The organism is Brevundimonas sp. MEB006b, assembly GCF_030209705.1.
In the GTDB taxonomy this organism is placed as follows: domain Bacteria; phylum Pseudomonadota; class Alphaproteobacteria; order Caulobacterales; family Caulobacteraceae; genus Brevundimonas.
In genome coordinates this window covers 1-24,231 of sequence record NZ_JARVRL010000011.1, presented here as the reverse complement: position 1 = coordinate 24,231, position 24,231 = coordinate 1, and the positions used below count along the sequence as shown (strand labels likewise).

At 67.5% G+C, this 24,231-nt stretch carries 27 protein-coding genes, 1 tRNA gene and 1 other RNA gene; 18 read left to right on the top strand and 11 right to left on the bottom strand.

Features of this window, described 5'->3' with window-relative positions; translation table 11 throughout:
• Positions 1–146: 146 nt before the first annotated feature.
• Positions 147–599, top strand: a complete 453-nt coding sequence (locus tag QRN13_RS14645) for a chemotaxis protein CheW (RefSeq protein ID WP_284878486.1) — start codon at positions 147–149, stop codon at positions 597–599.
• On the opposite strand, the gene QRN13_RS14640 is transcribed toward QRN13_RS14645, so the two are convergent.
• The gene (locus tag QRN13_RS14640) at positions 596–1,468 is read right to left on the bottom strand and encodes an ATP-grasp domain-containing protein (RefSeq protein WP_284878485.1); all 873 of its coding nucleotides are present in this window, start codon (positions 1,466–1,468) and stop codon (positions 596–598) included. The genes QRN13_RS14645 and QRN13_RS14640 overlap by 4 nt on opposite strands.
• A gap of 92 nt (positions 1,469–1,560) precedes the next feature.
• Between QRN13_RS14640 and QRN13_RS14635 the strand changes: the two genes are divergently transcribed.
• The gene (locus QRN13_RS14635; RefSeq protein WP_284878484.1) at positions 1,561–2,577 is read left to right on the top strand and encodes an adenosine kinase; all 1,017 of its coding nucleotides are present in this window, start codon (positions 1,561–1,563) and stop codon (positions 2,575–2,577) included.
• Between the two features lie 45 nt (positions 2,578–2,622).
• On the opposite strand, the gene QRN13_RS14630 is transcribed toward QRN13_RS14635, so the two are convergent.
• Entirely contained in the window at positions 2,623–3,753 is a 1,131-nt protein-coding gene (locus QRN13_RS14630; protein WP_284878483.1) for a Rieske 2Fe-2S domain-containing protein, read from the bottom strand.
• 108 nt (positions 3,754–3,861) lie between these two features.
• On the opposite strand from QRN13_RS14630, the gene QRN13_RS14625 reads away from it, so the two are divergent.
• The 3 genes from QRN13_RS14625 to QRN13_RS14615 all read left to right on the top strand — a co-directional run bounded on the left by QRN13_RS14625 (position 3,862) and on the right by QRN13_RS14615 (position 7,184).
• Entirely contained in the window at positions 3,862–4,845 is a 984-nt protein-coding gene (locus QRN13_RS14625; protein ID WP_284878482.1) for an alpha/beta fold hydrolase, read from the top strand.
• A 6-nt stretch (positions 4,846–4,851) separates the two neighbouring features.
• On the top strand, positions 4,852–4,983 hold the full coding sequence (locus QRN13_RS14620; RefSeq protein WP_284878481.1) for a hypothetical protein: 132 nt from the start codon (positions 4,852–4,854) through the stop codon (positions 4,981–4,983).
• Positions 4,984–5,090: 107 nt separating this feature from the next.
• Positions 5,091–7,184, top strand: a complete 2,094-nt coding sequence (locus tag QRN13_RS14615; RefSeq protein ID WP_284878480.1) for a transglycosylase domain-containing protein — start codon at positions 5,091–5,093, stop codon at positions 7,182–7,184.
• 71 nt (positions 7,185–7,255) lie between these two features.
• Here QRN13_RS14615 and QRN13_RS14610 read toward each other — a convergent pair whose 3' ends face one another.
• Genes QRN13_RS14610 through QRN13_RS14595 form a run of 4 tightly spaced genes read right to left on the bottom strand, consistent with a single transcriptional unit; the run spans position 7,256 to position 10,364 of the window.
• Positions 7,256–7,633, bottom strand: coding sequence for a lysozyme inhibitor LprI family protein (locus QRN13_RS14610; protein WP_284878479.1), 378 nt, complete (start codon positions 7,631–7,633; stop codon positions 7,256–7,258).
• 58 nt (positions 7,634–7,691) lie between these two features.
• Complete coding sequence (locus tag QRN13_RS14605; RefSeq protein ID WP_284878478.1) at positions 7,692–8,414, bottom strand: M48 family metallopeptidase; 723 nt, start codon at positions 8,412–8,414, stop codon at positions 7,692–7,694.
• Entirely contained in the window at positions 8,380–9,660 is a 1,281-nt protein-coding gene (locus tag QRN13_RS14600) for a polyhydroxyalkanoate depolymerase (RefSeq protein ID WP_039244043.1), read from the bottom strand. Before QRN13_RS14600 ends, QRN13_RS14605 begins: the two co-directional genes overlap by 35 nt.
• 50 nt (positions 9,661–9,710) lie before the next feature.
• On the bottom strand, positions 9,711–10,364 hold the full coding sequence (locus QRN13_RS14595) for an SCO family protein (RefSeq protein ID WP_284878477.1): 654 nt from the start codon (positions 10,362–10,364) through the stop codon (positions 9,711–9,713).
• Between the two features lie 44 nt (positions 10,365–10,408).
• Here QRN13_RS14595 and QRN13_RS14590 point away from each other — a divergent pair, with 44 nt between their 5' ends.
• On the top strand, positions 10,409–11,875 hold the full coding sequence (locus QRN13_RS14590; RefSeq protein WP_284878476.1) for an ActS/PrrB/RegB family redox-sensitive histidine kinase: 1,467 nt from the start codon (positions 10,409–10,411) through the stop codon (positions 11,873–11,875).
• 89 nt (positions 11,876–11,964) lie between these two features.
• A complete protein-coding gene (locus tag QRN13_RS14585; protein WP_055754444.1) occupies positions 11,965–12,519 on the top strand; it encodes an ActR/PrrA/RegA family redox response regulator transcription factor in 555 nt (184 codons plus the stop codon).
• A gap of 9 nt (positions 12,520–12,528) precedes the next feature.
• Here QRN13_RS14585 and QRN13_RS14580 read toward each other — a convergent pair whose 3' ends face one another.
• A complete protein-coding gene (locus QRN13_RS14580) occupies positions 12,529–14,379 on the bottom strand; it encodes a DNA polymerase III subunit gamma/tau (RefSeq protein WP_284878475.1) in 1,851 nt (616 codons plus the stop codon).
• Positions 14,380–14,637: 258 nt separating this feature from the next.
• An RNA gene (gene ffs / locus QRN13_RS14575) (signal recognition particle sRNA small type) lies at positions 14,638–14,733 on the bottom strand.
• 47 nt (positions 14,734–14,780) lie between these two features.
• On the opposite strand from ffs, the gene nudC reads away from it, so the two are divergent.
• Entirely contained in the window at positions 14,781–15,701 is a 921-nt protein-coding gene (gene nudC / locus QRN13_RS14570; protein ID WP_284878474.1) for an NAD(+) diphosphatase, read from the top strand.
• Here nudC and QRN13_RS14565 read toward each other — a convergent pair.
• Entirely contained in the window at positions 15,698–16,420 is a 723-nt protein-coding gene (locus QRN13_RS14565) for a 3-deoxy-manno-octulosonate cytidylyltransferase (RefSeq protein WP_284878472.1), read from the bottom strand. The two genes, nudC and QRN13_RS14565, sit on opposite strands and share 4 nt — an antisense overlap.
• 142 nt (positions 16,421–16,562) lie before the next feature.
• Between QRN13_RS14565 and QRN13_RS14560 the strand changes: the two genes are divergently transcribed.
• Positions 16,563–17,297 (top strand): c-type cytochrome, encoded by a 735-nt coding sequence (locus QRN13_RS14560; RefSeq protein WP_039244051.1) that lies wholly within the window; start codon positions 16,563–16,565, stop codon positions 17,295–17,297.
• Positions 17,298–17,369: 72 nt separating this feature from the next.
• On the opposite strand, the gene QRN13_RS14555 is transcribed toward QRN13_RS14560, so the two are convergent.
• Positions 17,370–17,984: a malonic semialdehyde reductase gene (locus tag QRN13_RS14555; RefSeq protein WP_284878471.1), complete on the bottom strand. Its 615-nt coding sequence runs from the start codon at positions 17,982–17,984 to the stop codon at positions 17,370–17,372.
• 157 nt (positions 17,985–18,141) lie between these two features.
• Between QRN13_RS14555 and QRN13_RS14550 the strand changes: the two genes are divergently transcribed.
• Positions 18,142–18,471 carry a YbaB/EbfC family nucleoid-associated protein gene (locus QRN13_RS14550; RefSeq protein ID WP_284878469.1) on the top strand — a complete coding sequence of 110 codons (330 nt, stop codon included), beginning with the start codon at positions 18,142–18,144 and terminating at the stop codon, positions 18,469–18,471.
• On the top strand, positions 18,471–19,073 hold the full coding sequence (gene recR, locus QRN13_RS14545; RefSeq protein ID WP_284878468.1) for a recombination mediator RecR: 603 nt from the start codon (positions 18,471–18,473) through the stop codon (positions 19,071–19,073). Before QRN13_RS14550 ends, recR begins: the two co-directional genes overlap by 1 nt.
• Positions 19,074–19,078: 5 nt before the next feature.
• Here the strand turns inward: recR and QRN13_RS14540 are convergent, their stop codons facing one another.
• Positions 19,079–19,441 (bottom strand): hypothetical protein, encoded by a 363-nt coding sequence (locus QRN13_RS14540; RefSeq protein ID WP_055754450.1) that lies wholly within the window; start codon positions 19,439–19,441, stop codon positions 19,079–19,081.
• Between the two features lie 120 nt (positions 19,442–19,561).
• On the opposite strand from QRN13_RS14540, the gene QRN13_RS14535 reads away from it, so the two are divergent.
• The 7 genes from QRN13_RS14535 to QRN13_RS14505 all read left to right on the top strand — a co-directional run.
• A complete protein-coding gene (locus QRN13_RS14535) occupies positions 19,562–20,779 on the top strand; it encodes a DNA recombination protein RmuC (protein WP_066629380.1) in 1,218 nt (405 codons plus the stop codon).
• A gap of 84 nt (positions 20,780–20,863) precedes the next feature.
• Entirely contained in the window at positions 20,864–21,322 is a 459-nt protein-coding gene (locus QRN13_RS14530) for a hypothetical protein (protein WP_055808990.1), read from the top strand.
• Between the two features lie 3 nt (positions 21,323–21,325).
• Positions 21,326–21,523, top strand: a complete 198-nt coding sequence (locus tag QRN13_RS14525; RefSeq protein ID WP_055754453.1) for a helix-turn-helix transcriptional regulator — start codon at positions 21,326–21,328, stop codon at positions 21,521–21,523.
• 44 nt (positions 21,524–21,567) lie between these two features.
• Positions 21,568–22,530, top strand: coding sequence for a TraB/GumN family protein (locus QRN13_RS14520; protein ID WP_284878467.1), 963 nt, complete (start codon positions 21,568–21,570; stop codon positions 22,528–22,530).
• An 82-nt stretch (positions 22,531–22,612) separates the two neighbouring features.
• Positions 22,613–22,687: transfer RNA gene (locus QRN13_RS14515), tRNA-Gly, on the top strand.
• Positions 22,688–23,149: 462 nt separating this feature from the next.
• Positions 23,150–23,674, top strand: coding sequence for a hypothetical protein (locus tag QRN13_RS14510; RefSeq protein ID WP_284878466.1), 525 nt, complete (start codon positions 23,150–23,152; stop codon positions 23,672–23,674).
• Positions 23,675–23,930: 256 nt separating this feature from the next.
• On the top strand, positions 23,931–24,231 hold a 301-nt coding region (locus QRN13_RS14505), incomplete at its 3' end, for a hypothetical protein (protein WP_284878465.1).

Genomic DNA, 24,231 nt, shown 5'->3' with positions numbered 1-24,231 from the left:
GCGGCGCCGACAGCCGTCCACAAGGCTCAGGCGCGGGTCGAAAGCTTCGCCCGCGTCCACGCCGCCCCTGCGCGAGCCCGCATGGCGGCCGGCGGCGGCGGAAGGGCGGCTGTGGCCGCAGTTCAGTCGGATTGGGAAGAGTTCTGATGACGAACCGTGCGCCAGGCCAGCGTGAACTGGTCGGTTTCCGCGTCGGGGACCAGGCCTTCTGCATCGACATCACCTCGGTGCTGGAGATCCGGGGCTGGACGGCGACCACGCCTCTGCCCGGAGCGCCGGCCTATATGAGGGGCGTGGTCAATCTGCGCGGGACGGTGCTGCCGATTATCGATCTGGCGGTCAGGCTGGGCCTGCCCACGACCGAGCCGTCCGCGCGCAATGCCATCGTCGTCGTCCGCTGCGGCGAACGCACCGTCGGCCTGTTGGTCGAAGGCGTGTCGGACATCATGCAGTTGGACGATGCGGCGCGGCAGGATCCGCCGAACATGGGCGAAGCTCAGGGTGCAGGCGTCGTCTCCGGCGTCTTCGCCGTCGACAGCGCCTTGATCAGCCTGCTCGACCTGGACAATCTGCTGCCGCCCTTGCGCGAGGCGGCTTAAGGCTCAAGCCGCGCTTTGACGGCCTCGGCGAAGCCGGCGCCGTTCGCGGGGTCGTGGTCCAGATAGAAGTCCGGTTCGATCAGTTCGACCTCCATCAGCACCCATCGGCCGTCGTCGTCGCGGGCCATGTCGATGCCGGCATAGAGCAGCGGTTCGTCGATGGCGGCCAGCACTTGCTGCGCCAGGGCCATCGCCGCCGCGTCCGGCGTGACGGCCGTATACAGTCCGCCGAACTGCACCTGGATGCGGAAGTCGCCGGCCACGGGCCGTTTGTTGACCGCATGGCTGAATCGGCCGCCGAAGAACAGCAGCGAGGTCTCGCCCTCGGTCTCGATCGATTTCAGATAGGGCTGGATCATCGCCGCGCCCTCGGGCGCATCGCTCAACACCTCGCCCGGAGCCAGGCGCAGGGTGCGAAACGCCCCGGCCGACACCGTGGGTTTGACGATCAGCACCGACGCGCCCGTCTCGGCGAAGGCGGCGTCCACCTGATCCTGGGTCACGCGGTCGGTCCAGCGCGTCGGCGGGATCGGCGCGCCCCTGTCCGCCAGCCGCGCCAGATAGGTCTTGTCGGAGTTCCAGCGCAGCACCTCGGCCGGATTGGCGACCGCCAGGCCAGCCTCGCTCCACGTCGCGCAAGCCTTCAGCCAGCGGTCATGATCGCGGTGATAGCCCCAGGCGATGACGGGCAGGATCAGGTCGTAGGCTGCAAGGCTCGACGCGTCCCCGACATGATCGGTCCAGGGCGTTGCCGTGACTGTCGCGCCCGTGCTTTCCAGCGTCGCCTTCAACCGTTCCAGCACCTCGGGCCAGCGCCCGACATAGGTCTTGTCTGCGGGATCGGGGGTCAGGACGGCGATCTGGGTCATGCGGCCCTCATACCGAAGCGACGCGGAGCATATAAGGGCTTCCTTATATGATTTCGGGTGACGTGCGGGCATTCACCGGCTAAGGCGCGACCATGACCCAGAACACCGCCCAATATGATGTCTGCGCCGTCGGCAACGCCATCGTCGATGTCCTCAGCCCCTGCAACGCCGCCTTCCTGACAGCCCAGGACCTAGCGCCCAACTCCATGCAGTTGGTCGACGCCGAACGCAGCGCCGCCCTGTACGACGCCATGGCGCCGGGCGTGGAGGCCTCGGGCGGATCGGCCGGCAACACCGTGGCGGGCGTCGGCTCGTTCGGCGGCCGCGCGGCCTATATCGGCAAGGTCGCCGACGATACGCTGGGCCAGGTCTTCAGCCACGACATCCGCGCCGCCAGCGTTCACTTCGACACCCCGGTTCTGACGGGCGGGGCGGATCAGGGCTTCGGCACCGGCCGCTGCCTGATCAACGTCCTGTCGGACGGCGCGCGCACCATGGCGACCTTCCTGGGCGCCGCAAACCAGCTGTATGCCGACGACATCGACGAGGCCCTGATCGGCGCCAGCGAGATCGTCTATCTGGAAGGCTATCTGTTCGATCCGGCGCCCGCCCGCGCCGCCTTCGAACGCGCCGCCGCCGCCGCGCACAAGGCGGGCCGCAAGGTCGCCATCACCCTGTCGGACACCTTCGTCGTCGCCCGCTGGCGCGCCGAACTGCTGGACTTCATCACCCAGTCCGCCGACATCGTCCTGGCCAACGAGGCCGAGCTGGGCGCCCTGTTCGAGACCGAAGACTTCGACGCCGCCGCCGCGAAACTGGCCGCCATCGTCGAGATCGCCGCCGTCACGCGCGGCGAGCACGGCTCGGTCGTGATCAAGGGCGACGAGCGCGTCGTGGTCGCCGCCTATCCGGTCGCCAAGGTGATCGACACCACGGGCGCCGGCGACCAGTACGCCGCCGGCTTCCTGCTGGGCCTTGCGCGCGGCCTGACGCTGGAAGAGGCCGGCAAGCTGGGCTCGCTGGCGGCGTCCGAAGTCATCGCCCACTGGGGCCCGCGCCCGATGGTGAAGCTGGTCGACCTGGCTAAGGAGAACGGGCTGAAGCTCTAACGATACAGTCTCCTCCCCGTCTTGATGGGGAGCAGACGTTCGTCTTCAGCTTTTCCACCTCAGCGTCACAGGCTGGATCGGATTGACGAACGGCCGATCCTCCACCCGGCTCTTCGCCCATTCGCGCTTCAGCTGCTGATACCATTTGGCCTGTTTGTCGGCGTCGTCGATCCAGATCAGGGCGGGGTCGTAGCGCAGGCCTTCGTTCTGCAGGTTCACCATGCCGCCGTCCTGTTTCAGGAAGGCGACCACCCCCATCCGCAGGAAAGGCTTGGCCAGGCCGAAGACCCAGTGGTCGGACCAGAAGATCTGGGTGATGCGCGTCTTCGTGTCGGTGATTGGGGTCAGGCAGGTCAGGGCCAGGACCTGTTTTTCGCCCACCTGAATGTGCTCCCAGCGGAAGCCCGGCAGGCGGAAGGTGATTTCGGTCGCGGGCGCGCCGCCCAAGATCTTGTAGAGCCGGCTGTTCGACGACGGGGCGTGGCGCACCATAGCCCAGCCGAACGCGGTCGGGGCGAAAGCCTTGGATTTCTCGTGCATTGAATGTTCGGACCGCCACCACCATTGCTGGTGGACATAGGGGCCGTGGGCGGGGTCCATCAGGCCGACGACGGCGTGGTCGATATGGCTGTCGAAATCCATCGCCTCGACCAGCTTGGCCTCGCCGCCGACCACGCCGGGGAAGAGCGGCGGCTCATGGTCCGGCTCCATCGGATTGCGGGCGTCCGACGCCATCCAGACGAAAACGATCCCTTGGCTCTCGCGCACCGGATAGGACCGCACGCGAATGCGGTTCGCCTCGAACGCCTGATCCTCGACTAGCGAAGGAATGGCGGCGCAGACGCCGTCGGGCCGGAAGCGCCAGCCGTGATAGGGGCATTCGACCGTCTCGCCCTCGCCGGGCTTTTCGACCAGCTTGCCGGCCGACAGGGGCGCGGCGCGGTGGGGACAGATGTCGCGCATCGCATAGACCTGGCCCGCGCGGGTGCGGCCGATCAGCACCGGCTCGCCCATGATCTCGTAGCGTTTCAGGCTGGCCGGGGCGACGTCGCGGCCCAGGGCGACGAAATACCAGGCGTCGGTGACGAACCCCTTGCCGAACGGCTGCGCGCCGGCTTTTGAAGGGGCGGGTTCGACCTGGGGGGACTGGACGGGAGCGGCGTCGGCGGGCTTCATGCCGACTGTCTAACAGAGCCGCGCGCCGCCTGTCTCATGTCACCTGACAGAGAACTTTACATATCAAAGTTAGCGCAGCATAAGCGGGCGTCAAAGGGGAGTTTGATCATGACCATCGCATCCATTCTGAACCGCACCGTCGGCGCCGCAGCGGCCGCCGTCTTGATCGCTGTTGCCCCAGCGGCCTTCGCGCAGGACGGGCACGGCGCCCATGCCGAAAGCGGCCATGCCCCCGGCCATCAGCACGCCGACTTCCAGTCCGACCGCATCCACGTCCGCGTCGACGGCGACGCCGGCGGGCGCGACATCATCCTGATCCCCGGCCTCAGCTCGTCGCCGGAGATCTGGCAGGGGACGGTGGATCATCTGACGGCGCAGGACGGCGTGGGCTGGCGCGTACACCGCGTCCACGTCCAGGGCTTCGCCGGCGCGCCGGCCGAGGGCAATGCGCAGGGCGCGACCCCTTCGCCGGTCGCTGCTCCTGTCGCCGAAGAGATCGCCCGCTATATCCGTGAAAAGGACCTGACCAAGCCGGTCGTCGTCGGCCATTCGATGGGCGGCACCATCGGCATGATGCTGGCCGCGCGCCATCCCGATGCGGTCGGCAAGTTGATGGTGGTCGACATGATCCCCTTCATGGGCGCGATGTTCGCCGCGCCGGGCGCCTCGGCTGAAAGCGTGACGCCGGTCGCCGACCAGATCTGGGCCGCCCAGGCCAACAGCCCGCGCGAGGCCTATGTCGCCCAGGCGACCACCAGCATCAACGGCATGATCAACACCGAAAGCCGCCGCGCCGAGGCGCTGGAAGACATGCGCGAAAGCGACCAGAAGGTCTCGGCCGCCGCCTTCCGCGAGCTGATCACGACGGACCTGCGTCCCGAACTGTCTAAGATCACCGCCCCGACCGAGGTGGTGTACGCCAAGTTCAACGATCCGCGCATGACGCCCCAGATCACCGACAGCATCTATCGGATGTCGTTCGCCAATCTGAAGGACGCCCAGCTGAAGCGGATCGACGACAGCGCCCACTTCATCATGTTCGACCAGCCCCAGGCCTTCTACGCCGACCTGGACTCCTTCCTGGCGAAATAGCGCGCGGTGACCCATCCGTCGGAGAAACGGATCGTCGGCCTTCATCAGAACAAGGCCGACGTGGGCATGACCGTCGAATACGCCAGGGCGGACACCCACGTGTGGCTGGCCGGGCGCGCCTTTCTTTCGGCGAAATAGCCGCTCACGATCCCGTGAAGTCGGCGGGACCGTTTCGGCGGGGTGTTCATACGCGATACACAGCCGATGAACGATAACTCGCCCAAGGCGGCATCTGAAGGACGGACATGGCGGGACCGGTGAACGCGGGCGGACCACAGGCGCAGGGCAAGCCCCGCCGGTCGGCCCTGGGACGGTTGTTCTACTGGAGCGCCGTGCTGGCGGTCTGGGGGCTGATCTTCCTGGTCGTCTTCTTCGCCGTCTTTGCGCGCGGCCTGCCGGACACCTCCAGCCTGTATCAGGTCGATCGCCAGCCCTCGATCACCTATCTGGATCGCAATGGGGCGTTGATCGCGACGCGAGGCACCCAGATGGCGCCGCCCGCCGATCTGGACGCCCTGCCGGACTATGTGCCGGCCGCCTTCATCGCGATCGAGGACCGGCGCTTCTATCACCACCCCGGGTTCGACCCCATCGGCATGATGCGAGCAATGGCGACCAACGTCCGCGCCGGGCGGGTGGTGCAGGGCGGCTCGACCCTGACGCAACAGCTGGCCAAGAACCTGTTCCTGACGCCCGACCAGAACATGCGCCGCAAGGTGCAGGAGCTGATGCTGGCCGTCTGGCTGGAGATGAAATTCTCCAAGAAGGAGATCCTGGCCCTCTATCTGAACCGGGTCTATTTCGGCGCCGGCGCCTACGGAATCGAGGCGGCGTCGCAGCGCTATTTCGACAAGTCGGCCAAGAACCTGACGGTCGGCGAGGCTGCGTTGCTGGCCGGTCTGCTGAAGGCGCCCTCGCGCTATTCGCCGGTGTCCGAGAGCGAACGCGCCGCCGCCCGCGCCACCGTCGTGCTGAACGAGATGGAAGAGGCCGGCGTCATCACCGCCGCCCAGCGCGAACAGGCCGTGACCCAGCCGGTCATCGTCTCGCGGACGCTCGCGACCCAGCACGCCCAGTATTTCATCGACTGGCTGGACAAGTCGATCCGCAGCCTGGTTGGCGAACCGACCGAGGACATGGTGGTCGAGACCACGCTGGACCTGACGCTGCAGACGGCGGCCGAGCGGTCGGTGCGCCGCATTTTGGATCGTGACGCCGGCAAGGGCGTGCAGCAGGCGGCCCTGGTCGCGCTGGACGGCGACGGCCGGGTGCGGGCCATGATCGGCGGCTCCTCCTATGCCGACAGCCAGTTCAACCGCGCCGTCGACGCCAAGCGCCAGGCGGGTTCGGCCTTCAAGCCCTTCGTCTATCTGGCGGCGGTCGAGGCCGGCTATACGCCCCAGACCCCGGTGGTCGATCAGCCGATCACTATCGGCAACTGGTCGCCCCGCAACTATTCCGGCACCTTCAGCGGAAACATGACCCTGGCCCAGGCCGTGGCCCAGTCGACCAATACGGTGGCGGCCTATGTCGCCGATCAGGTCGGGCGCGACAGCGTGGCCCGCGCCGCGCGCCGCCTGGGCATCGAAAGCCGCATCGGGCTGGAGCCGGCGATGGCGCTGGGCGCGGTCGAGGTCTCGCCGATCGAGATGGCCACCGCCTATGACGCCTTCACCAATGGCGGGCGCCGTGTCGACGCCTATGGCATCAGCCGCATCCGCACGCCGCAGGGCCGCGTCATCTATCAGCGCCAGTCGGGCCAGAGCGGTCAGGCGATCAACAATCCGTCGCTGTACTACATGAACCAGATGTTGCGCGGCGTCGTGACCAGCGGCTCGGGCCGGTCGGCGGCGATCTCGGGCCGCGACCTGGCGGGCAAGACCGGCACGACCTCGGATTACAAGGACGCCTGGTTCGTCGGCTATACCGGCGGCTTCGTCACCGCTGTCTGGGTGGGCAAGGACGACAACACCGCCATGCGCGGCGTGACCGGCGGCTCGTCGCCCGCCGCCATCTGGAAGGGCTTCATGGAGGCGGCCTTGCCGCGCCTGGACGCCCCCGCCATCCCCAACGGTCCGCCCATGCCCGAAGGCTGGGTCGCGCCCGATCCGGTCGGCGACCTGATGAGCGGGCTGGACCAGAACGGCCTGCCCATCGAACCCGTCGATCCCCTTGCCGGGGAGCCCTATGTCCCGGACGACCAGGCGCCGATGCAGCCGCCGTCGCCGCAGCCGTCCAGTCCGGCGTCGCCGAAGGGCGGCTATCGCGATGCGCCGAACCCGCAGCAGCCCGAAGGCCGCCCGGCGCCGGAGCGAAAGGGCGATGCCCTGTTCTTCTGATCGCGACGCCAACGGCGCGTAAAAAAGGGAGGCGACCCGGCGGTCGCCTCCCTTTGCATTTCAGGCTTGGGTCAGCGGGGGCAGGACAGGTCGCCTTCCTGACATTGGCTGAGGGTCCGCAACTGGCGTGTCCGCTCTGTTGTCAGACGCGCGAGGCAGGTCGAGTGCACCATCGGATAGGCGGAACCGCCCTGAAAGCCGGAGGCTTCGAAGCGGCATTGCTGATCGCGGAAGCTGATCCAGGTGCGTTGGGCGGTGCGCAGCAGGGTGCGGCTTGCGGGCGACAGCCGTCCCATCGTCGTCGTGTACTGGCTGTTCAGCGCCCGATCGGCGCGCTGCAGTTCCTGTGCGGCGTTGGCGTTCATGGTGGCTTGAGACTGGGCGCTGGCGGACGAGGCGGTGGTGACGGCGAGGCCGAGCGCGATCGATAGGGTGATCATCGTTTTCATGGGGCGATCCTGAGTGGACGGGCCATGCTGAAACGCGCCCTGCCGCCGGAGTTTCCGCCTACCGCCCCACGGCGTGAAGCGCGGCGCCGTAATCCTTCAGCCATTTGCGCCAGGGTTTGTAGTCCCCGACAAGCCGTTCGACTACGGACCAATAGGCCGGGCTGTGGTCGGCGTGGACCAGATGGGCGACCTCGTGGGCGGCGAGGTAGTCGATGACCGGGGGCGGGGCCATGATGACGCGCCAGGAATAGCGGATGGTGCGGTTGTGCGGGCTGCACGAGCCCCAGCGCGACCGGGTGTCGGCGATGCCCATCTTGACCGGGCCCTGGCCCAACGCGCGCAGATGGTGGTCGGTGCGTTCCAGCAGGGTGTCTCGCGCCTCGCGCTTCAGCAGGTTTTCGACGCGGCGGGCGTAGGCCTCGCCCTCGCCGCCCGAGCGGATGATCGTCCCGTCCTCGACCAGACGCGCGGCGCTCGCGCCGGACACGGCCTCAAGCCGCACGGGCCTGCCGCGCAGGGAGATGACCTGGCCCGGTTCCAGGGGGCGGCTCTTGGGGCGGACGGCCAGGCGTTCGCTGATCCAGACGGCCTTGGATCGGGCGAAGGCGACGGCCTGGCTCAGGCCTCGCTCGGTCGGGGCGATGACCACGGCCTCGCCGGCTCGCGCGTCGATCCGCACCGACAGACGTCGCGCACGTGGATTGACCGACAGTCTGAGGACGGGACCGGCGCCGGCCCCGCTTTCGTCAAGCGGCAGCCGCTGACCGTTGCGGTACGCCACCGGCGGCCTCGTTCTGGGCGATGAAATCGCGCACGCGGGGATAGATCTCGTCACGGAAGCGACGGCCGTTGAACACGCCGTAATGGCCCACGCCCGGCTGGACGTAGAGGACGCGGCGATCTTCGGGAATGTTGGGGCACAGGCCGTGCGCGGCCTGGGTCTGGCCGACACCGGAGATGTCGTCCTTCTCGCCCTCGACGGTCATCAGGCCGATGTCGGTGATCCTGGACAGATCGACCTTGCGCCCGCGATGCTCCAACAGGCCCCGCGCCAGCAGATGCTGCTGGAAGACGATGTCGATGGTCTGGAGATAGAACTCTTCGGTCAGGTCCAGCACCGACAGATATTCGTCGTAGAATTCCTCGTGCTTTTCGACCTCGTCGCCGTCGCCGGCGATCAGGCTGGTGAAATAATTCCAGTGGGCGTCGCGGTGGCGATCCTCGTTCATCGACATGAAGCTGTAGAGCTGGACGAAGCCCGGATAGACGCGCCGCCCGAAGCCCGCATAGGGCAGGGGCACGGTGTGGATCATGTTCGACTTGAACCAGGTGAAGGGCTTTTCCTCGGCCAGCTGGTTCGTCACAGTCGGCGACAGGCGCGCGTCGATGGGCGAGCCCATGAAGGTCATCGACAGGGGACGGTTTTCGTCCTCGTCCTCGGCCATCACCGCGCCGGCGGCCAGCACCGGCGGGCCGGGCTGGCATACGCCGACGACGTGGGCGCGGCCGCCGATCTCGGCCAGCATCAGCCGGACGTGGTCGATGTAGTCGAAGAAGTCGAACCGCCCTTCCAGCATCGGCACCTGGCGGGCGTTGACCCAGTCGGTGACATAGACGTCGTGGTCCTGAAGGAAGGCCTCGACCGTGCCGCGCAGCAGAGTGGCGTAGTGGCCCGACAGCGGCGCCACGATCAGGACGGCCGGGCCGGAGGCGGGCTTCTTGGCGCGCTTCAGGTCGCCGATGTTGCGGGCGAAGCGGACCAGGCGACACCACGGGCTCTGCCAGATCACCTGTTCGGTGGTGCGCACCGGCTTGCCGCCGATGTCGATGGTTTCCAGCTTCCAGGCCGGCTTGCCGTAGCGCCGCGTCACGCTCTCGAACAGTTCGGCCGAGGCGTAGGCCGTGCGGCCGATGGCGGTGTCGGCCGCCGGGTTGAACGGCGAGGTCCAGAAGCTGCGGGCCAGTTGCGCGCCGACCCGGAACGGCAGGGCCGACTGGTAGGCGAGTTCATGAAAGGCGTAGAGCATGACGATCCGATACGGCCGAGCGCCGTTTGTGCAGGGCAACATATAATGCATCACCCTGCAAAAGGATTATGGGGTCGCTGGTAACCCCGCGCCATCGCCTGTTCGATGATCTTGGTTGTCTTGTCCGGACCCATTCCATAGGCGACGGCGGTGCGGAACTTGCCGTCCGGGCCCATCAGATAGACGGTCAGGGAGTGGTTCATCGTATAGCCCTCGCCCTCGCCGACCTTTTGATAGAAGGCGCGGTAGGCCTTGGCGGCGGTCGCCACCTGTTCGGGCGTGCCCGTCAGACCGATGGTCCCCTTGGGAAAGCCGTCGGATGACAGATAGTCCTTCAGCGCCTGGGGCGTGTCGCGTTCAGGGTCGATGCTGACGAAGACGATCTGCAGATTGTCCGCCTTGTCGCCCAGCCGCTGCTGCACCGCGCCCAGTTCGGCCAGGGTGGTCGGACAGAACTCGGGGCAGTAGGTGAAGCCGAAGAAGACCAGGCTCCATTTGCCGTTCAGCATCGTCTGATCGACGGGTTGTCCATCCTGATTGACCAGTTTGAAGTCGCCGCCGACCAGGGGCTGGCCGGTCGACGTCACCGCGTCGCCGTCCGACGTCGGCGCACGACCGCTGACCACGACGACGGTGATGATGGCCAGCGCCACGGCGATGGCGATGCAGGCGCCCGCGAACAGCAGGATGGAACGACGCGGCATGACGGCCTCTCACGAAACGGATGTGATCGGTCTATAGAAGGCGTGTGACCTCGACAGAAGCCCGCATGGTGCCGCACGGCGCATCCTCTTCGGAGCCGTTGAATGGCTGGAGCGATGCGCCGCGTCGCGGTCGGGGGTTTTCACTGCGGACCCTGATCGTTCTGCGCTGGCTGACGATCATCGGCCAGAGCGCGGCGATCCTGACGGCGCATCAGGGGCTGCATTTTCCGCTGCCGCTCTGGCCGTGCCTGATCGTGATCGCCATCAGCGCGGCGGTGAACGTGGGGGCCATGGCGCGGGTGCGCCGGCTGGAGGCCAGCCTGCCGGACGGGCGCACGACCGCGATCCATCTGGGCTTCGACATCTTCCAGCTGGGCGTGCTGCTGGGTCTGACCGGCGGGCTGGAGAATCCGTTCTGCCTGCTGCTGGTCGCGCCCGTCACCATCGCGGCGGCGGCCCTGCCGGCGCGTCAGGCCCTGATGCTGGGCGTGCTGGCCCTGATCGCGGTCGGGGTGCTGTTCTTCTGGTCCGAGCCTCTGCCGTGGCGACCGCACGAGAACTTCCACCTGCCGACCCTGTATCGTCTCGGCATGGCCATGGCCCTGGTGACCGGCGTGGTCTTCACCGCCGGCTACGCCTGGCGGGTGGCGGCCGATGCGGAGAAGCTGGAGCTGGCCCTGGCGACCACCCAGGACGTGCTGCAACGCGAACAGAGGCTGGCGGCGCTGGGCGGGCTGGCGGCGGCGGCGGCGCATGAGCTTGGCACGCCGCTGGCGACCATTCAGGTGGTGGCCAAGGAGCTTCAGCGCGCCTCGGCCCCCGATAGCGACGCGGCCGAGGATGCGGCCCTGATCCTGCAACAGGCCGAACGGTGCCGGGGCATTCTGACCCAGTTGTCGCAGCAGCCCGAGGGCGACGACGCCCTCTATGCCGACGTCTCGCTGAAGGCCCTGCTGGAAGAGGTGGTGGAGCCCCACCGGGGCTTCGACCTGGCCTTTGATGTGCTGGTCAAGACGCCGCCGGGTCAGCCCGCGCCGCGCGTGCGCCGGATGCCCGAGGTGATCCACGGCCTGTCCACCCTGGTCGAGAACGCCGCCGATTTCGCCAAGACGACGGTGCGGGTCCAGGCGGTGGTGGACGCCGGCTGGATCGAGATCGAGATTCTGGACGATGGCCCGGGCTTTGCGGGGGACATCCTGCCCCGGCTGGGCGAGCCCTATGTGACCAGTCGGCCGCAGGGCAAGGCGCGCCAGGCCTTGGCCGCCCAGATCGCCGCCGCCGCCCGACCGTCCAAGTCTCGCGCCCTGGCATCTGGAACGGTCGAGCCGCCCATCGCCCCCAGCCAGGGCGGCATGGGGCTGGGCTTCTTCATCGCCCGCACCCTGCTGGAACGGACCGGCGGCTCGGTCAGCGTGGGCCAGGGCCTGCCGCAATCGGAGGCCAAGGCGGCCCCGCGTGGCGCACGCGTGGCGGTGCGCTGGGCGCGGCCGGCGCTGGAGGTCGCGGCATGAGGCGATTGGGTCGAAGCGTCGCAGGCGGAACCTTGGCCTTGACCCGCGCGCTACCCGTCCCGACTTGAAGCGGCAGGAGAGAGAAACGCATGTCAGAACTCGAAGCCCGCATCGCCGCCCTTCCTGACAAGTCCCTGCTGCTGCTGGACGACGACCAGGCCCTGCGCACCCGCATGGGGCGGGCGCTGGAGGCGCGCGGCTTTCAGGTGACGACCGCTGAATCCGTCGCCGAGGCGATGCAGCTGTTGCGCGACAAGGCGCCGGCCTTCGCCGTGCTGGACATGCGGCTTGAGGACGGCAACGGCCTGAAGATCGTCGAGGCGGTGCGCGAAAAGCGCGAGGACGCCCGCATCGTCATGGTGACCGGGTACGGCGCCATCGCCACGGCGGTCGCGGCGGTCAAGGCCGGCGCCGTCGACTATCTGTCCAAGCCCGCCGATGCCGACGATGTGGTCAAGGCCCTGCTCGCCACCGGCGACTCGCCCGAACCGCCCGAAAACCCGATGAGCGCCGACCGCGTGCGCTGGGAGCATATCCAGCGCGTCTATGAGCTGTGCGACCACAATGTCTCGGAGACGGCGCGCCGCCTGGGCATGCACCGCCGCACCCTGCAACGCATCCTTGCCAAGCGCGCGCCGCGATAGGCCGAACCCTCAGTCCTCGTCGTCGTCCTCGACCACGTCGGGGATTTCCGGGGTGACCACGGTCGGGGCGATGGTCTTGATCTCGCCCAGCTTGGCGCCGGGGAAGGCCTGGAGCACCGCCTGGACGAAGGGATTGGCCTCGACCTCGGCGCGTTCCGCGGCGCGGGCCTTCTTCTGGATCTCAATGACCGTCTCGGCTCCGCCCTGGCCGTTGGCGGCGATCAGCCAGGTGCGGCCAGTCCATTCGCGCAGGCGGGCCGACAGCTTGCGCGCCAGTTCGATGGGCGCGCCCTGGACGCTTTCATAGACGATGGCGCCGGGCTTGAACGAGACCGGCTTCACATACCGCTCCACATCCATCTGAAGTCCGACCTCGCGCTTCTCGCCGATCAGGGCGACGACCTGTTCGAAGGTCTGCGGATCGGGCAGGGCAGGCGCCATCACCGGCCGCGCGGCCAGTTGCGCCGAAGTTCCGCCGCCGCTTCCACCACCGCCGCCACGCGGGGCCGAGCCGCCGCCCATCGGTTCACCGGACTGCAGCCGCTTCAGCGCCTCCTCCGGTCCCGGCAGATCGGCGGCATAGGCCAGGCGCACGATCACCATTTCCACCGCATCGGCCGGGTTGGGCGCGCGCCGCACCTCGTCCAGCGCCTTCAGCAGCATCTGCCAGGTGCGCGACAACGTCGCCGCCGGAATGGCCGCGCCCAGCGCCGCCAGCTTCTGCGCCTGATCGTTGGGCAGGCGGGTCGCGTTCGGACCCAGCATCTTGGCGACCGAGGCGGCGTGGCAATGTTCCAGCAGATCGTTGGTCACCTGCACCGGATCGGCGCCGAAACCGTAGAGGGTGCGGAAACTCTCCAGCGCCTCGGGCGTGCGGCCGGCCATGATGCTTTCGAACAGGGCGATGGTCTGGGTCCGGTCGGCCAGGCCCAGCATGTCGCGCACCGTCTCGGTCTTGACCGTCTCGCCCCGCTCGGCCTGGACCAAGGCCTGGTCCAGCAGCGAGAGACCGTCGCGCACCGACCCCTCGGCCGCGCGCGAGATCAGGGCCAGCGCGTCGCTCTCGATCTTCATGCCTTCGCGGTCTGCGATCCGGCCCAGGTGTTCGACCAGGATTTCCGGCTCGACCCGACGCAGGTCGAAGCGCTGGCAGCGGCTCAGGATCGTCACCGGCACCTTGCGGATCTCGGTGGTGGCGAAGATGAATTTGGCGTGGGGCGGCGGCTCTTCCAGCGTCTTCAGCAGGGCGTTGAACGCCTGCGTCGACAGCATGTGGACCTCGTCCAGCACATAGACCTTGTAGCGCGCCTCGACAGGCGCATAGCGGACGCTTTCCAGAATGTCGCGGATGTCGTTGACGCCGGTGTGCGACGCCGCGTCCATCTCCATCACATCCATATGCTGGCCGGCCATGATGGCGGCGTCGTGCCGGCCGTGGGCGGTCAGGGTCAGCGACGGCTTGTCGATGACGTCGGTTTCGTTGTTCAGGGCGCGGGCCAGAAGGCGGGCGGTGGTCGTCTTGCCGACGCCCCGCACGCCCGTCAGCATGAAGGCGTGGGCGATGCGGCCCGTGGCGAAGGCGTTGGTCAGGGTGCGCACCATCGCCTCCTGCCCGATCAGGTCCTCGAAGGTGCGCGGCCGGTATTTGCGCGCCAGCACCTGATAGGCGGCGCCGTCATCGACGTGAGCCGCGACCTCAGCATGGGCGGCGGGCTTGGCGACGGGGGCGGCAGCGGGCGCCACGACCGGCTCGGGAGCTGCGGCCGGCGCGCCGAACATGTCGTCGGTGTTCTCGTCGCGCGGGGCGACGTCGTCCTCTTCCCAGGGCGGGCCGTCGAGATTCGTGTCGCTGTCCGTCATGGGAAGACATCTTACAGCGGCTGAGGGGCGGGAAGAAGCGATTCTCACCGAGTCGCCTCCCTGCTTTGCGGGGAGTGGCGCGGCGCGTCTTCGCGTCGTGACGCAGGGGGTTTTACCGCCTTCCGGCGTCTGTGGGATTGCAAGAGCCCCTCCACCGCTTCGCGGTCCCCCTCCCCACAGGTGGGGAGGAGACGTGACGCACCAACGCGCTCAAGCAGCGAGCCGCCGCGCGGCGAGCGATAGCGCACTAAAGATGTGAGGAAGTAGAGACCGCGACCCGAAGGGGAATTCGTTGTGGCTGCTGCCTTCCGGCCCTGACCAGATTGGCGAAGCCTTCGCCCGCGATCTCCGAGCGGAGATATGACGGGTGCGAAGGCTGGAATCAAGAGCTACAAACCCGCATGGCCCATCAGAACACCTTCGCTGGCAATCCGCTCGATCGGGCCGGGGACCTGAGGAATGATCCCGACTGGCTGGCCGAGCAGGCCGCCAAGCCCTACGCCCAGGCCCTGGTGCTCTGGGAGGGGCGGCCTCTGATCGAGGAGACGGGCGAGGGGCCGAGGCTGGCGTGGCTGCAGATGCGCCATGCGCGCACCCTGGTGCGGGACCGCGAGGCGTTTCTGGGCCTGTGGAACGACGAACCCGTCTTCGCCATCGAGTTCGAAGGCTCCATCGATCCGACCGACGGGCCGCTGGCCGGGCTGGGCGCCTTTCACGAGTTGCGGGCGGCGGCGGCGATCCTGCCGGCGGCGGATGCGGCGATCGCGGGCGGGGCCAAGAGCCTGTTCGACTGGCGCCGCAAACACGGCTTCTGCGCCAACTGCGGCACGCCGAGCGAGACGGCGTCGGGCGGCTGGAAGCGGATTTGCCCGGCCTGCGGGACCGAGCATTTCCCGCGCGTCGATCCGGTCACCATCATGCTGCCGGTCTATAAGGGCGGGGCGGAGCCCATCTGCCTGCTGGGCCGTCAGACGGCCTGGCCTGCCGGACGAATGTCGGCCCTGGCCGGGTTCCTGGAACCGGGCGAATCCATCGAGGAGGCCTGCGCCCGCGAGGTGAAGGAAGAGGCCGGCCTGACCGTGATCGCCACGGCCTATCACTCCAGCCAACCCTGGCCCTTTCCGTCGCAACTGATGATCGGCCTGATCGCGGAGGTGTCGGACGATCAGGCGCAACCGGATCAGACCGAACTGGAAGCCGTCGCCTGGCTGACGCGGGCCGAGGCGCGCGCCGTGCTGGCGGGCGAGCATCCGAGCATTCAGGCCCCGCCGCCCTTCGCCATCGCCCACAGCCTGATCAAGGCCTGGGTCGAGGAGGTCTAGGCCAACGCCCGCGCCGCCTCCAGGTCGGCGGGATTGTCGACGGACAGGGGGGCTTCGTCGATGACGGCGGCCCAGATCTGCATGCCCATTTCCAGGGCGCGCAGCTGTTCCAGCTTCTCGCGTTTTTCCAGCGGCGACGGCGGCGCGGCGCAGAAGCGGTTCAGCGCCTCACGGCGATAGCCATAGACGCCGATGTGGCGCCAGACGGGGGCGTCGCCGTACAGGGTCGAGCGCGTGAAATAGAGGGCGCGCGCCTGGCGTTCGCCTTCGCCCAGAGCCAGCACCGCCTTGACCACGTCGGGATTGGTCCGGTCCGACCCGTCGGCCTCGGCGGCGACCAGGGTGGCGATGTCGCAGGTTGGCTCGCCGTGCAGAATGGCGGCGCAGGCGACGGCCAGACCGGGGCTGGCGAAGGGCATGTCGCCCTGAACGTTGATGACGGCGTCGAAATCGCCCTCGGGGTCGATGGCGTCCACGGCGGCGCGAATGCGGTCCGAGCCCGACGGAAGGGCCGGGTCGGTCAGGACGGCGCGGCCGCCTGCGGATTCTACCGCCTCGACGATGTCGGGATCGCCGGCGGCGACCACGACCGGCAGGCCCGAGGCCTCGGCCTGGCGATAGGCGCGCACGATCATCGGCGTGTCGCCGATCAGGGCCAGCGGCTTGTTCGGCAGGCGGGTGGCGGCCATGCGAGCCGGTATCATTATCAACGGATTCATCGACTTCCCTGACGCCTGTCTGGCCCGTCGCGCGTTGGGCCGGTTGCGAAGGCGGCGCTACCGTGCCAGAGACGCCAAAGCAAGATTATGTCCGGGGCGTGTTTTCGAGGGGCCCGGCCGGCAGAGGGAAACGACCAGGCGTATGAGCGGCGATCTTAAGTGGAACAAGATTTTCGGCGCGGCTCTGGGGACGGCGTTCGTCATCCTGGTCGTCCAGCAGGCCTCGGGCCTCGTCTATCATTCGGAAGCCCCCGAAAAGATGGGCTATTTCGTCGATGCGCCGGAAGAGGCCGCCGGCGGTGAAGCCGCTGAACTGGCGCCCGACTGGGGCACGGTGCTGCCGACCGCCGATCTGGCCGCCGGCGAGGCCGCCTTCGCACGTTGCCAGGCCTGCCATGACGCGCATCAGGGCGGCGCCGACAAGATCGGTCCGAACCTGTGGGGCGTGGTCGGCGGGCCGGTCATGCACCGTCCGGGCTTCGCCTATTCCGACGCCATGGCCAAGCACAAGGCCGAGGCGCCGACCTGGGGCTATGACCAGATCAACAGCTTCATCACCGCCCCGGCCAAATATGTGCCCGGCACCAAAATGTCCTTCGCCGGCATCCGCGACACCCAGACGCGCATCAATCTGATCGCCTGGCTGCGCACTCAGGGCTCGGGCGGCTTCGCCATCCCGGCGCCGGATCCCACCCGTCAACCTGGCGCGGCCGCGCCGGCAGCCGGCGCGCCTGCGACGGGCGAGGCCCCGGTGACCGAGGGCGCCGCGGCGACCGAAGCGACCGGAACCACCCCGGCCGCCGGCGCGCCCGCCGCGTCTCAGGCGACCCCGGCGGCCCCGCCCGCTGCGACGGCGTCTGCGCCGCCCAACACCTGATCGCTGCGGCGATGAACGACAAAAGGGCGGCCCGACGGGCCGCCCTTCTTCGTTTCGGGCTGAGCGCTCGGCTCAGAGGACCTGCGCGGCCTCGTCGAACGACAGGCGCGGCGAGCGTGGAAACAAGTTCTCGTCCGAGCCATAGCCGAGGTTGAGGATATAGTTCGGCTCGACATTGCTTTCGGGGAAGAACTCGGCCTTCACGCCGGCGGCGTCGAAACCGGACATCGGCCCGACATCCAGGCCCAGGGCGCGGGCTGCGATGGTCAGATAGCCGCCCTGCAGCGAGGCGTTGCGGAAGGCGGTCTCTCGTCGGCCGGCCTCGTCTGCAAACCAGGCCTTGGCGCCCGGCGCGTGGGGGAACAGGACGTCGAGATGGTCGTGGAAGTCCATGTCTTGACCGACGATCACCGTCACCGGGGCCTGCTGCGTCTTGTCGCGATTGCCTTCGCTCATCAGCGGGATCAGGCGGGCCTTGGCCTCGGGTGAGGTGATGAAGACGAAGCGGGCGGGCGATCCGTTGACCGCCGTGGGCCCGAACTTGGTCAGGTCATACAGCTTGCGCAGCAGTTCCGGCGCGACGGGGCGGTCGGTCCAGCCGTTGCGCGTGCGCGCCTCGGTGAACAATTGCGACAGGGCGGCGTCCGACAGCGGGACGTCGCGTTGATGAGTAGCGTCATAGGCCATGGGGTTGCGTTCCTGATTTAAATAGCAACGAGTACAGGTGCTAATTAGGTCGTTTCGTAACAGCCGCAAGCGCCAATCCCGAAATGCTCGGTTTCGATATCGCGCACTAAGCACAAGCCCTCTGTCGCCCGAGCCTTCTTCGCCCTATCTAGAGGGCATGAAAGATCTGACCCAACTGATGCAGCAGGCCCAGGCGATGCAGCAAAAGCTGCAGGACGCCCAGGCCAGGATGGCTGAAACCACAGCCGAGGGTTCGTCCGGCGGCGGCCTCGTCTCGGTGTCCCTCAAGGGGCCTGGCGAGATTACGGCCGTCAAGATCGACGACAGTCTGTTGAGCCCGGGCGAGGGCGAGATCCTGGCCGATCTTATCGTCGCCGCCCATGCGGACGCCAAGCGCAAGCTGGATGAGCAAAACAACGCCCTGATGCGCGAGGCCGCAGGCCCCATGGCCGGGATGAACATTCCCGGAATGCCGAAACTGTTCTGATGGCCGTCTCCGCCGGGCCGGAGATCGAACGGCTGATCTCCCTTCTCGCCAAACTGCCGGGCCTGGGTCCGCGCTCGGCGCGGCGCGCGGCGCTGGCTCTATTGAAGCGGCGCGAGCAGTTGCTGGTGCCGCTGGCGGCGTCGCTGGCCGAGACGGCGGAAAAGGTCGTGTCGTGCTCGGTTTGCGGCGCGCCGGATACGCGCGACCCCTGCGCCATCTGTTCGGACGGATCGCGTGACAATGGCCTGATCTGCGTGGTCGAGGAGGCCGGCGCCCTGTGGGCGATGGAGCGATCCGGCGCCTTTCGCGGAAAATATCATGTGCTGGGCGGACTGCTGTCCGCTCTGGACGGCGTGGGACCCGAGCATCTGCGGGTCACCGAATTGGTTGGGCGCGTGAGGGGCGGGGGCGTGCGCGAGGTCGTGCTGGCCCTGCCGGCCACGGTCGATGGCCAGACGACCGCCCACTATGTCGCCGAACGGATCGCCGGGCCGGATGTGGAGACCACCTCGCTGGCGCGCGGGGTGCCGGTCGGCGGCGAACTGGATTGGCTGGACGACGGCACCATCGTCCAAGCCCTTCGCGCCCGCCGCCCGGCCTGACCGAGTTAGTTCGAAGGCACCGTCGGGGCGTTGACGTTCGGCGCTTCGCCCGTCGGTGTGGCGACGGCGCGGCCCGTCGAATCCGTTGGCGCGTCGGCGGCGGGCGGCGTCTGGCTGTCACCCGCGAACGCTTGGGTCTCGGCGGCGGCGGCCTCAGGACCCGTCTCAGCGTTCTTGGCGTTGAAAGCGCCGTTGGTCACGAACCACAGGCCCAACAGCAGCACCGCGGCGGCGAGGGTCGAAACCGCCAGGATGACGGCGATGCGCGGGTTCTTGCGTCCGCTGCGCACCAGTTCGGCGTCGACCGGCCGGCCGTCGTGCACCGCATCGGCGGCAGTGTCGTGTCGGTGGGGCTTTTCCGGGGTCATGGGCGGGTCCTTCGTGCAAATGGCTGAGACACCAACGTCATCGCAACGGCGACGTTCCGGACAAGCGGCGCCGGAAGGGCCCCGCTTCTCATTGAAGGCGACTCCCGTTAGGAACGGAGCATGAACATGCTTGTGCCGATCCTCGCTGTCCTGGCCGCCGCGTTCGCAGGCGGTTTTCTGTGGGCCTATATGGGCTGGCAGAAGACGAGCGGCGCGCTGGCGGCGGCCGAAGCGCGCATCGATCTGGTCGAGGAAAGCCGTGTGACCATGGGCGAACTGCTCAAGGCCCAGGCGGCGCAGTCGGCCCAGGTCGTGGCGGATCAGATGGTCAGTCGCGCGACCGAGACCTTCCGCGCTCAGGACCAGCTGGCGCGCGAGCGGATGGCCGCCCAGCTGAAACCTGTCGCCGACACCCTGACCAAGTTCCAGGAGCATGTCGCCGCGTTGGAGAAGACGCGGTCCGAAGAGACCGGGGGGCTGCGCGAGCAACTGGCCCAGCTGATGACGGCCTCCTCCGCCACGCGCGACGAGGCGCGCAAGCTCACCGAAGCCCTGCGCGGCAATACGGGCCGTCGCGGCCGTTGGGGCGAGCAGACCTGCCGCAATGTGCTGGAGGCCGCCGGCATGGCGGGGCGGTTCGACTTCACCGAGCAGACGTCTAGCGCCGACGACGAGGGCCGCCAGAACCGGCCCGACTTCATTGTCCGCCTGCCCGGCGGCGGCATGTTCGTGATCGACGCCAAGGTCCCGCTCGCCTTCGACGACGGGGAGGGCGACGAAGAGGCGCGCGCCCGCTCGGTCGGCCTGCGCACCGCCGCCAGCCTTAAGACCCATGTGCGCCAACTGTCGTCCAAGGCCTATCAGGACCAGTTCAAGCCCAGCCCCGATTTCGTCGTCCTGTTCGTGCCCGGCGATGCGTTCCTGGTCACGGCGCTGGACCATGAGCCGGACCTGATGACACAGGCGATGGCCTCGCGCGTCGTCATCGTCACGCCCTCGACCCTGTTCGCCCTGTGCAAGGCCGTCGCCTATGGCTGGCGCGCGGAAGAGCAGGCGGCCAACGCCGACAAGGTCGCCGCCCTGGGCCGCGAACTCTACAAGCGGCTGTCGGTCATGGGCGGTCATGCCTCCGCCGTCGGGCGCGCGCTGGATACAGCCGTCGGCAAATACAATCAGTTCGTCGGTTCGCTCGAAAGCCAGGTCATGGTCTCGGCTCGCCGGTTCGAGGATTTGCAGGTCGATCACGAGGGCAAGGCCTTGCCGGATCTGACGCCGGTCGAAACCGCGCCCCGCGCCATCGCCCGTCCCGAACTGATCGCCGCCGCCAAGGTCGAGTAAGGCGTCTTTCATGGAAAGGGCGCTTGACAGCGCTGGGGTCGTGATGTCAATGTAGCTTGTCAATAGGACAAGGGGTGTTGACTGATGCGTAAGTGGCGGCCGGTAATCAAGGCTACGGTGATCACGTTCGGCGGCGGCCTGCTGTTCGCCTTCCTCGGCGGCATCGCGGTCGGTTACGCCTCCAGTTCGGGATGGATCGCGCCCGAGATGGGCGAACTGATCGTGACCGCAGTCTTCGCCGCCGCCATCATGGCCGGCGCCCTGTGGATCGGCGCCGAATGGATGCGTGTGATCGACGAGGCTGCGCGGGAGGCGCACAAGGCGGCCTGGTACTGGGGCGGCACGGCCGGCATGTGCGTGAGCGGCGTCGGCCTGATCCTTTCCTCGGCCGGGCCGTGGCGTGACATCATCGCGCGTGAAATCGGCTCGGGCGGCTCGCCCATCGACTATGTGTCCGCCGGCGCCGCCTTGATGATCGCCCCCATGCTGATCGGCTATACCGTCGTCTGGGTTTGGTGGTGGCTGGCGCGGATGCGGGGCTGAGCCATGAACAACCGTCTCAAGGTCCTGCGCGCCGAGCGCGACTGGAGCCAGGCGCAGCTGGCCGAACATCTGGGCGTGTCGCGCCAGACCGTGAACGCGCTGGAGACCGGCCGTTACGACCCCTCCCTGCCGCTGGCCTTCAAGATCGCCCGCGTCTTCGGCCAGCCCATCGAATCCATCTTCTCGGACGATCAGGCCTGATCCGTCCTGCATTTCCTTCATTTTCGACAACAACGAGACCTCTCATGACCTTCACCGATCGCCTTCTGTCGTCCGTTTCCAGCCTGGCGCGTGGCGCCGTGGGTGTCGCCGGCGGCCTGGCCCTGTTCGTCGCCATCGCCGGCGTTCCAGCTGACGCCCTGGCCCAGACCGCCGCACCGGCGGTGCCCGCGCCGATCCAGGGCGAAGGCCCCGCCCTGTGGGTTGTCAAGGATGCGGACTCGACGCTGTATCTGTTCGGCTCGGTCCATGTGCTTCGCCCGACGACCGGATGGGCCAGCCCCCGCGTCGAGGCCGCCTTCGACAGCGCCTCGGACATCTGGTTCGAGATCAGCAATCCGGATGACCAGGCCGCCATCATGCCGCTGATCCAGCAGCACGGTCTGTCGCCCGAGACGCCCCTGTCCAGCCGTCTGACGCCGGAAGAAAACGCCGAACTGGACGCGGCCGCCCAGGCCATGGGCGCCTCCGCCGCCCAACTTCAGCCGATGAAGCCTTGGCTGGCGGCGCTCAGCCTGTCGGTCGCGCCGCTGATCAAGGCCGGCTACGACCCCAAGTCGGGCGTCGAACTGGTGCTGAAGGCGCGGGCCGAAGCGGCGGGCAAGCCGATCCACGGCTTCGAGACCATCGACAAACAGATCGGCATCCTGGCCGGCCTGCCCGACGACGTGCAACTGGTCTTCCTGCGCGAGACGCTGAAGGACTACGAGAACGCCGCCACCAAGTTGGATGAAATGGTCGAGGCCTGGGCCCGGGGCGACGTCGCAACGCTGGACCGCGTCACCATCATGGAAATGAAAGAGGCTTCGCCGACGCTCTACCAGGCCATTCTGGTCGATCGGAACACCGACTGGGCCAACCAGATTCAGACCCTGCTTGAAGGCTCCGGCACAGCCTTCATCGCCGTCGGCGCCGCCCATCTGACCGGCGACGACAGCGTCCAGGCCATCCTGCAAAAGCGCGGCGTGACGGTCGAAGCCGCGCAATAACCTCTGCCTTGAGCGCGGCCGCTGCGGCGGCTAGAACAACCAACGCTGGAGCGCGCTCACGCCGCTCCGGCGTTTTTTCTGTGCGGGTGTAGTTCAGAGGTAGAACGTCAGCTTCCCAAGCTGAATGTCAGGGGTTCGATTCCCCTCACCCGCTCCAATCCCGATCCTTGACGTGTTGCCGCATTGGCCACGAAGCGGCGCCATCGCCCGCGGCCACTCTATTTTGTGTGCCATTGTGAAACAGTGCGCTAGCCGTGGTTGTCCCGCGATAGGACGCTAAGGACGCGCGTGATGGTCGGCGAAACACTCTACCTGGCGTCGTCGCTCGAGCCACACCGAAGACGATGACGAAGGTCGGCCAACGCCAAGCCCTTGCGGCGGCCTGACGCACAACGCCGTTCAGCAAACGCATTGCATACCGCCGCTCTTAGGCGTAAAGCGGCCACCGTTAACTGATTGTTAACCAAAGCCTGCTCGTCGCCGGACGTCTCGATTCGGGTTGGCACGGCTTTTGGAAGGGGTGGGGCGAACCGTCGGGGTGACGGGCCGTCCTGGGGACGGAAATGGGATTGGGGCAATGCAAAATTCGTCAAGGCCGTTGCGTGCGTCGGTCCGTCGCTTGAGCGGCGCCGTTGCGCTGGTCGTCACCGCCGTTGCGTCGCCGGCCTTGGCCAAGCCTGTCGCCGACAACCTCGACGTGGGCAAGACGCTGAATGTCAACGTCGTCGGCCAGATCGTGCCGCGGTGTGAAATCCAGGGCGGCGGAGATATCGATTTCGGCGAGTTGACGGGCGGCGAACGCGCCACCGCGCTCTTTGGACTGAACTGCAACGTGCCATTCGACCTGGGCGTGACCTCGGCGCGCGGTGGTCTGGCTCACGTCACCAAGCCGCAGGGCGAGGGACCGTTCGCGGGTGTGCTGCCCTATGATGTCACCTTGACCGTTCCGACGCTTCGGCCCGAGCCGCGTACGGTGCAGGCCAGCTTCAGCAGCGTCGACCATATGGGAATGCTGAGCAGCGGCGACGGCATCGCCGCCGGCGGCGGCAAGATCGAGTTCCGCACGCGTCAGCCTGCGGGGGCGGGTCTTCTGGCTGGTCAATACACTGAAACCTTGACCGTGACGGTAACGCCTCGCGTCTGAACGTCCTCACCCAAGTTAAACGTGCATGCGGAATAGATGTCGCGTTTGCTTCAAGAAGAAGCAAACGCACTTTTGCTTTGTATGAGCAAAACAAAGATTTCGCTCGCTACGCGAATACATCTTTGAATCGTAGCTAACAGCGTTTTTTACTGTTGACCGGTTGTTAATGGAAGATTAACTGGACGAGATCGGACGGGGAGGGACTGCCGCCTCGATCGACTATTTTTCGCGAAATCATTCGCTTGGAGAGACTGAAATGAAGAAGTTCGCTTCGCTGATGGCCGGCGCCGCCGCGCTCGCCATGATCGCCGCCCCCGCAATGGCCGGCACGGTCTATCAGGGTTCGGTGACCACCAACACGACGGTAAACATCCCGTTCGTCGGCCCGGTGACTGTCCAGAACACTACCAACAATACGGCTGCCGTTCTGGTGGCCGACCTGCTGAACCCCGGCCTGAACAGCAACACCTCGCTGATCACGATCTCGGGCAGCTCGGCCGCGAACAACGGCACGGCGTCGAACAACGACGGCGCGACCTTCACCCTGAAGGGCGCTG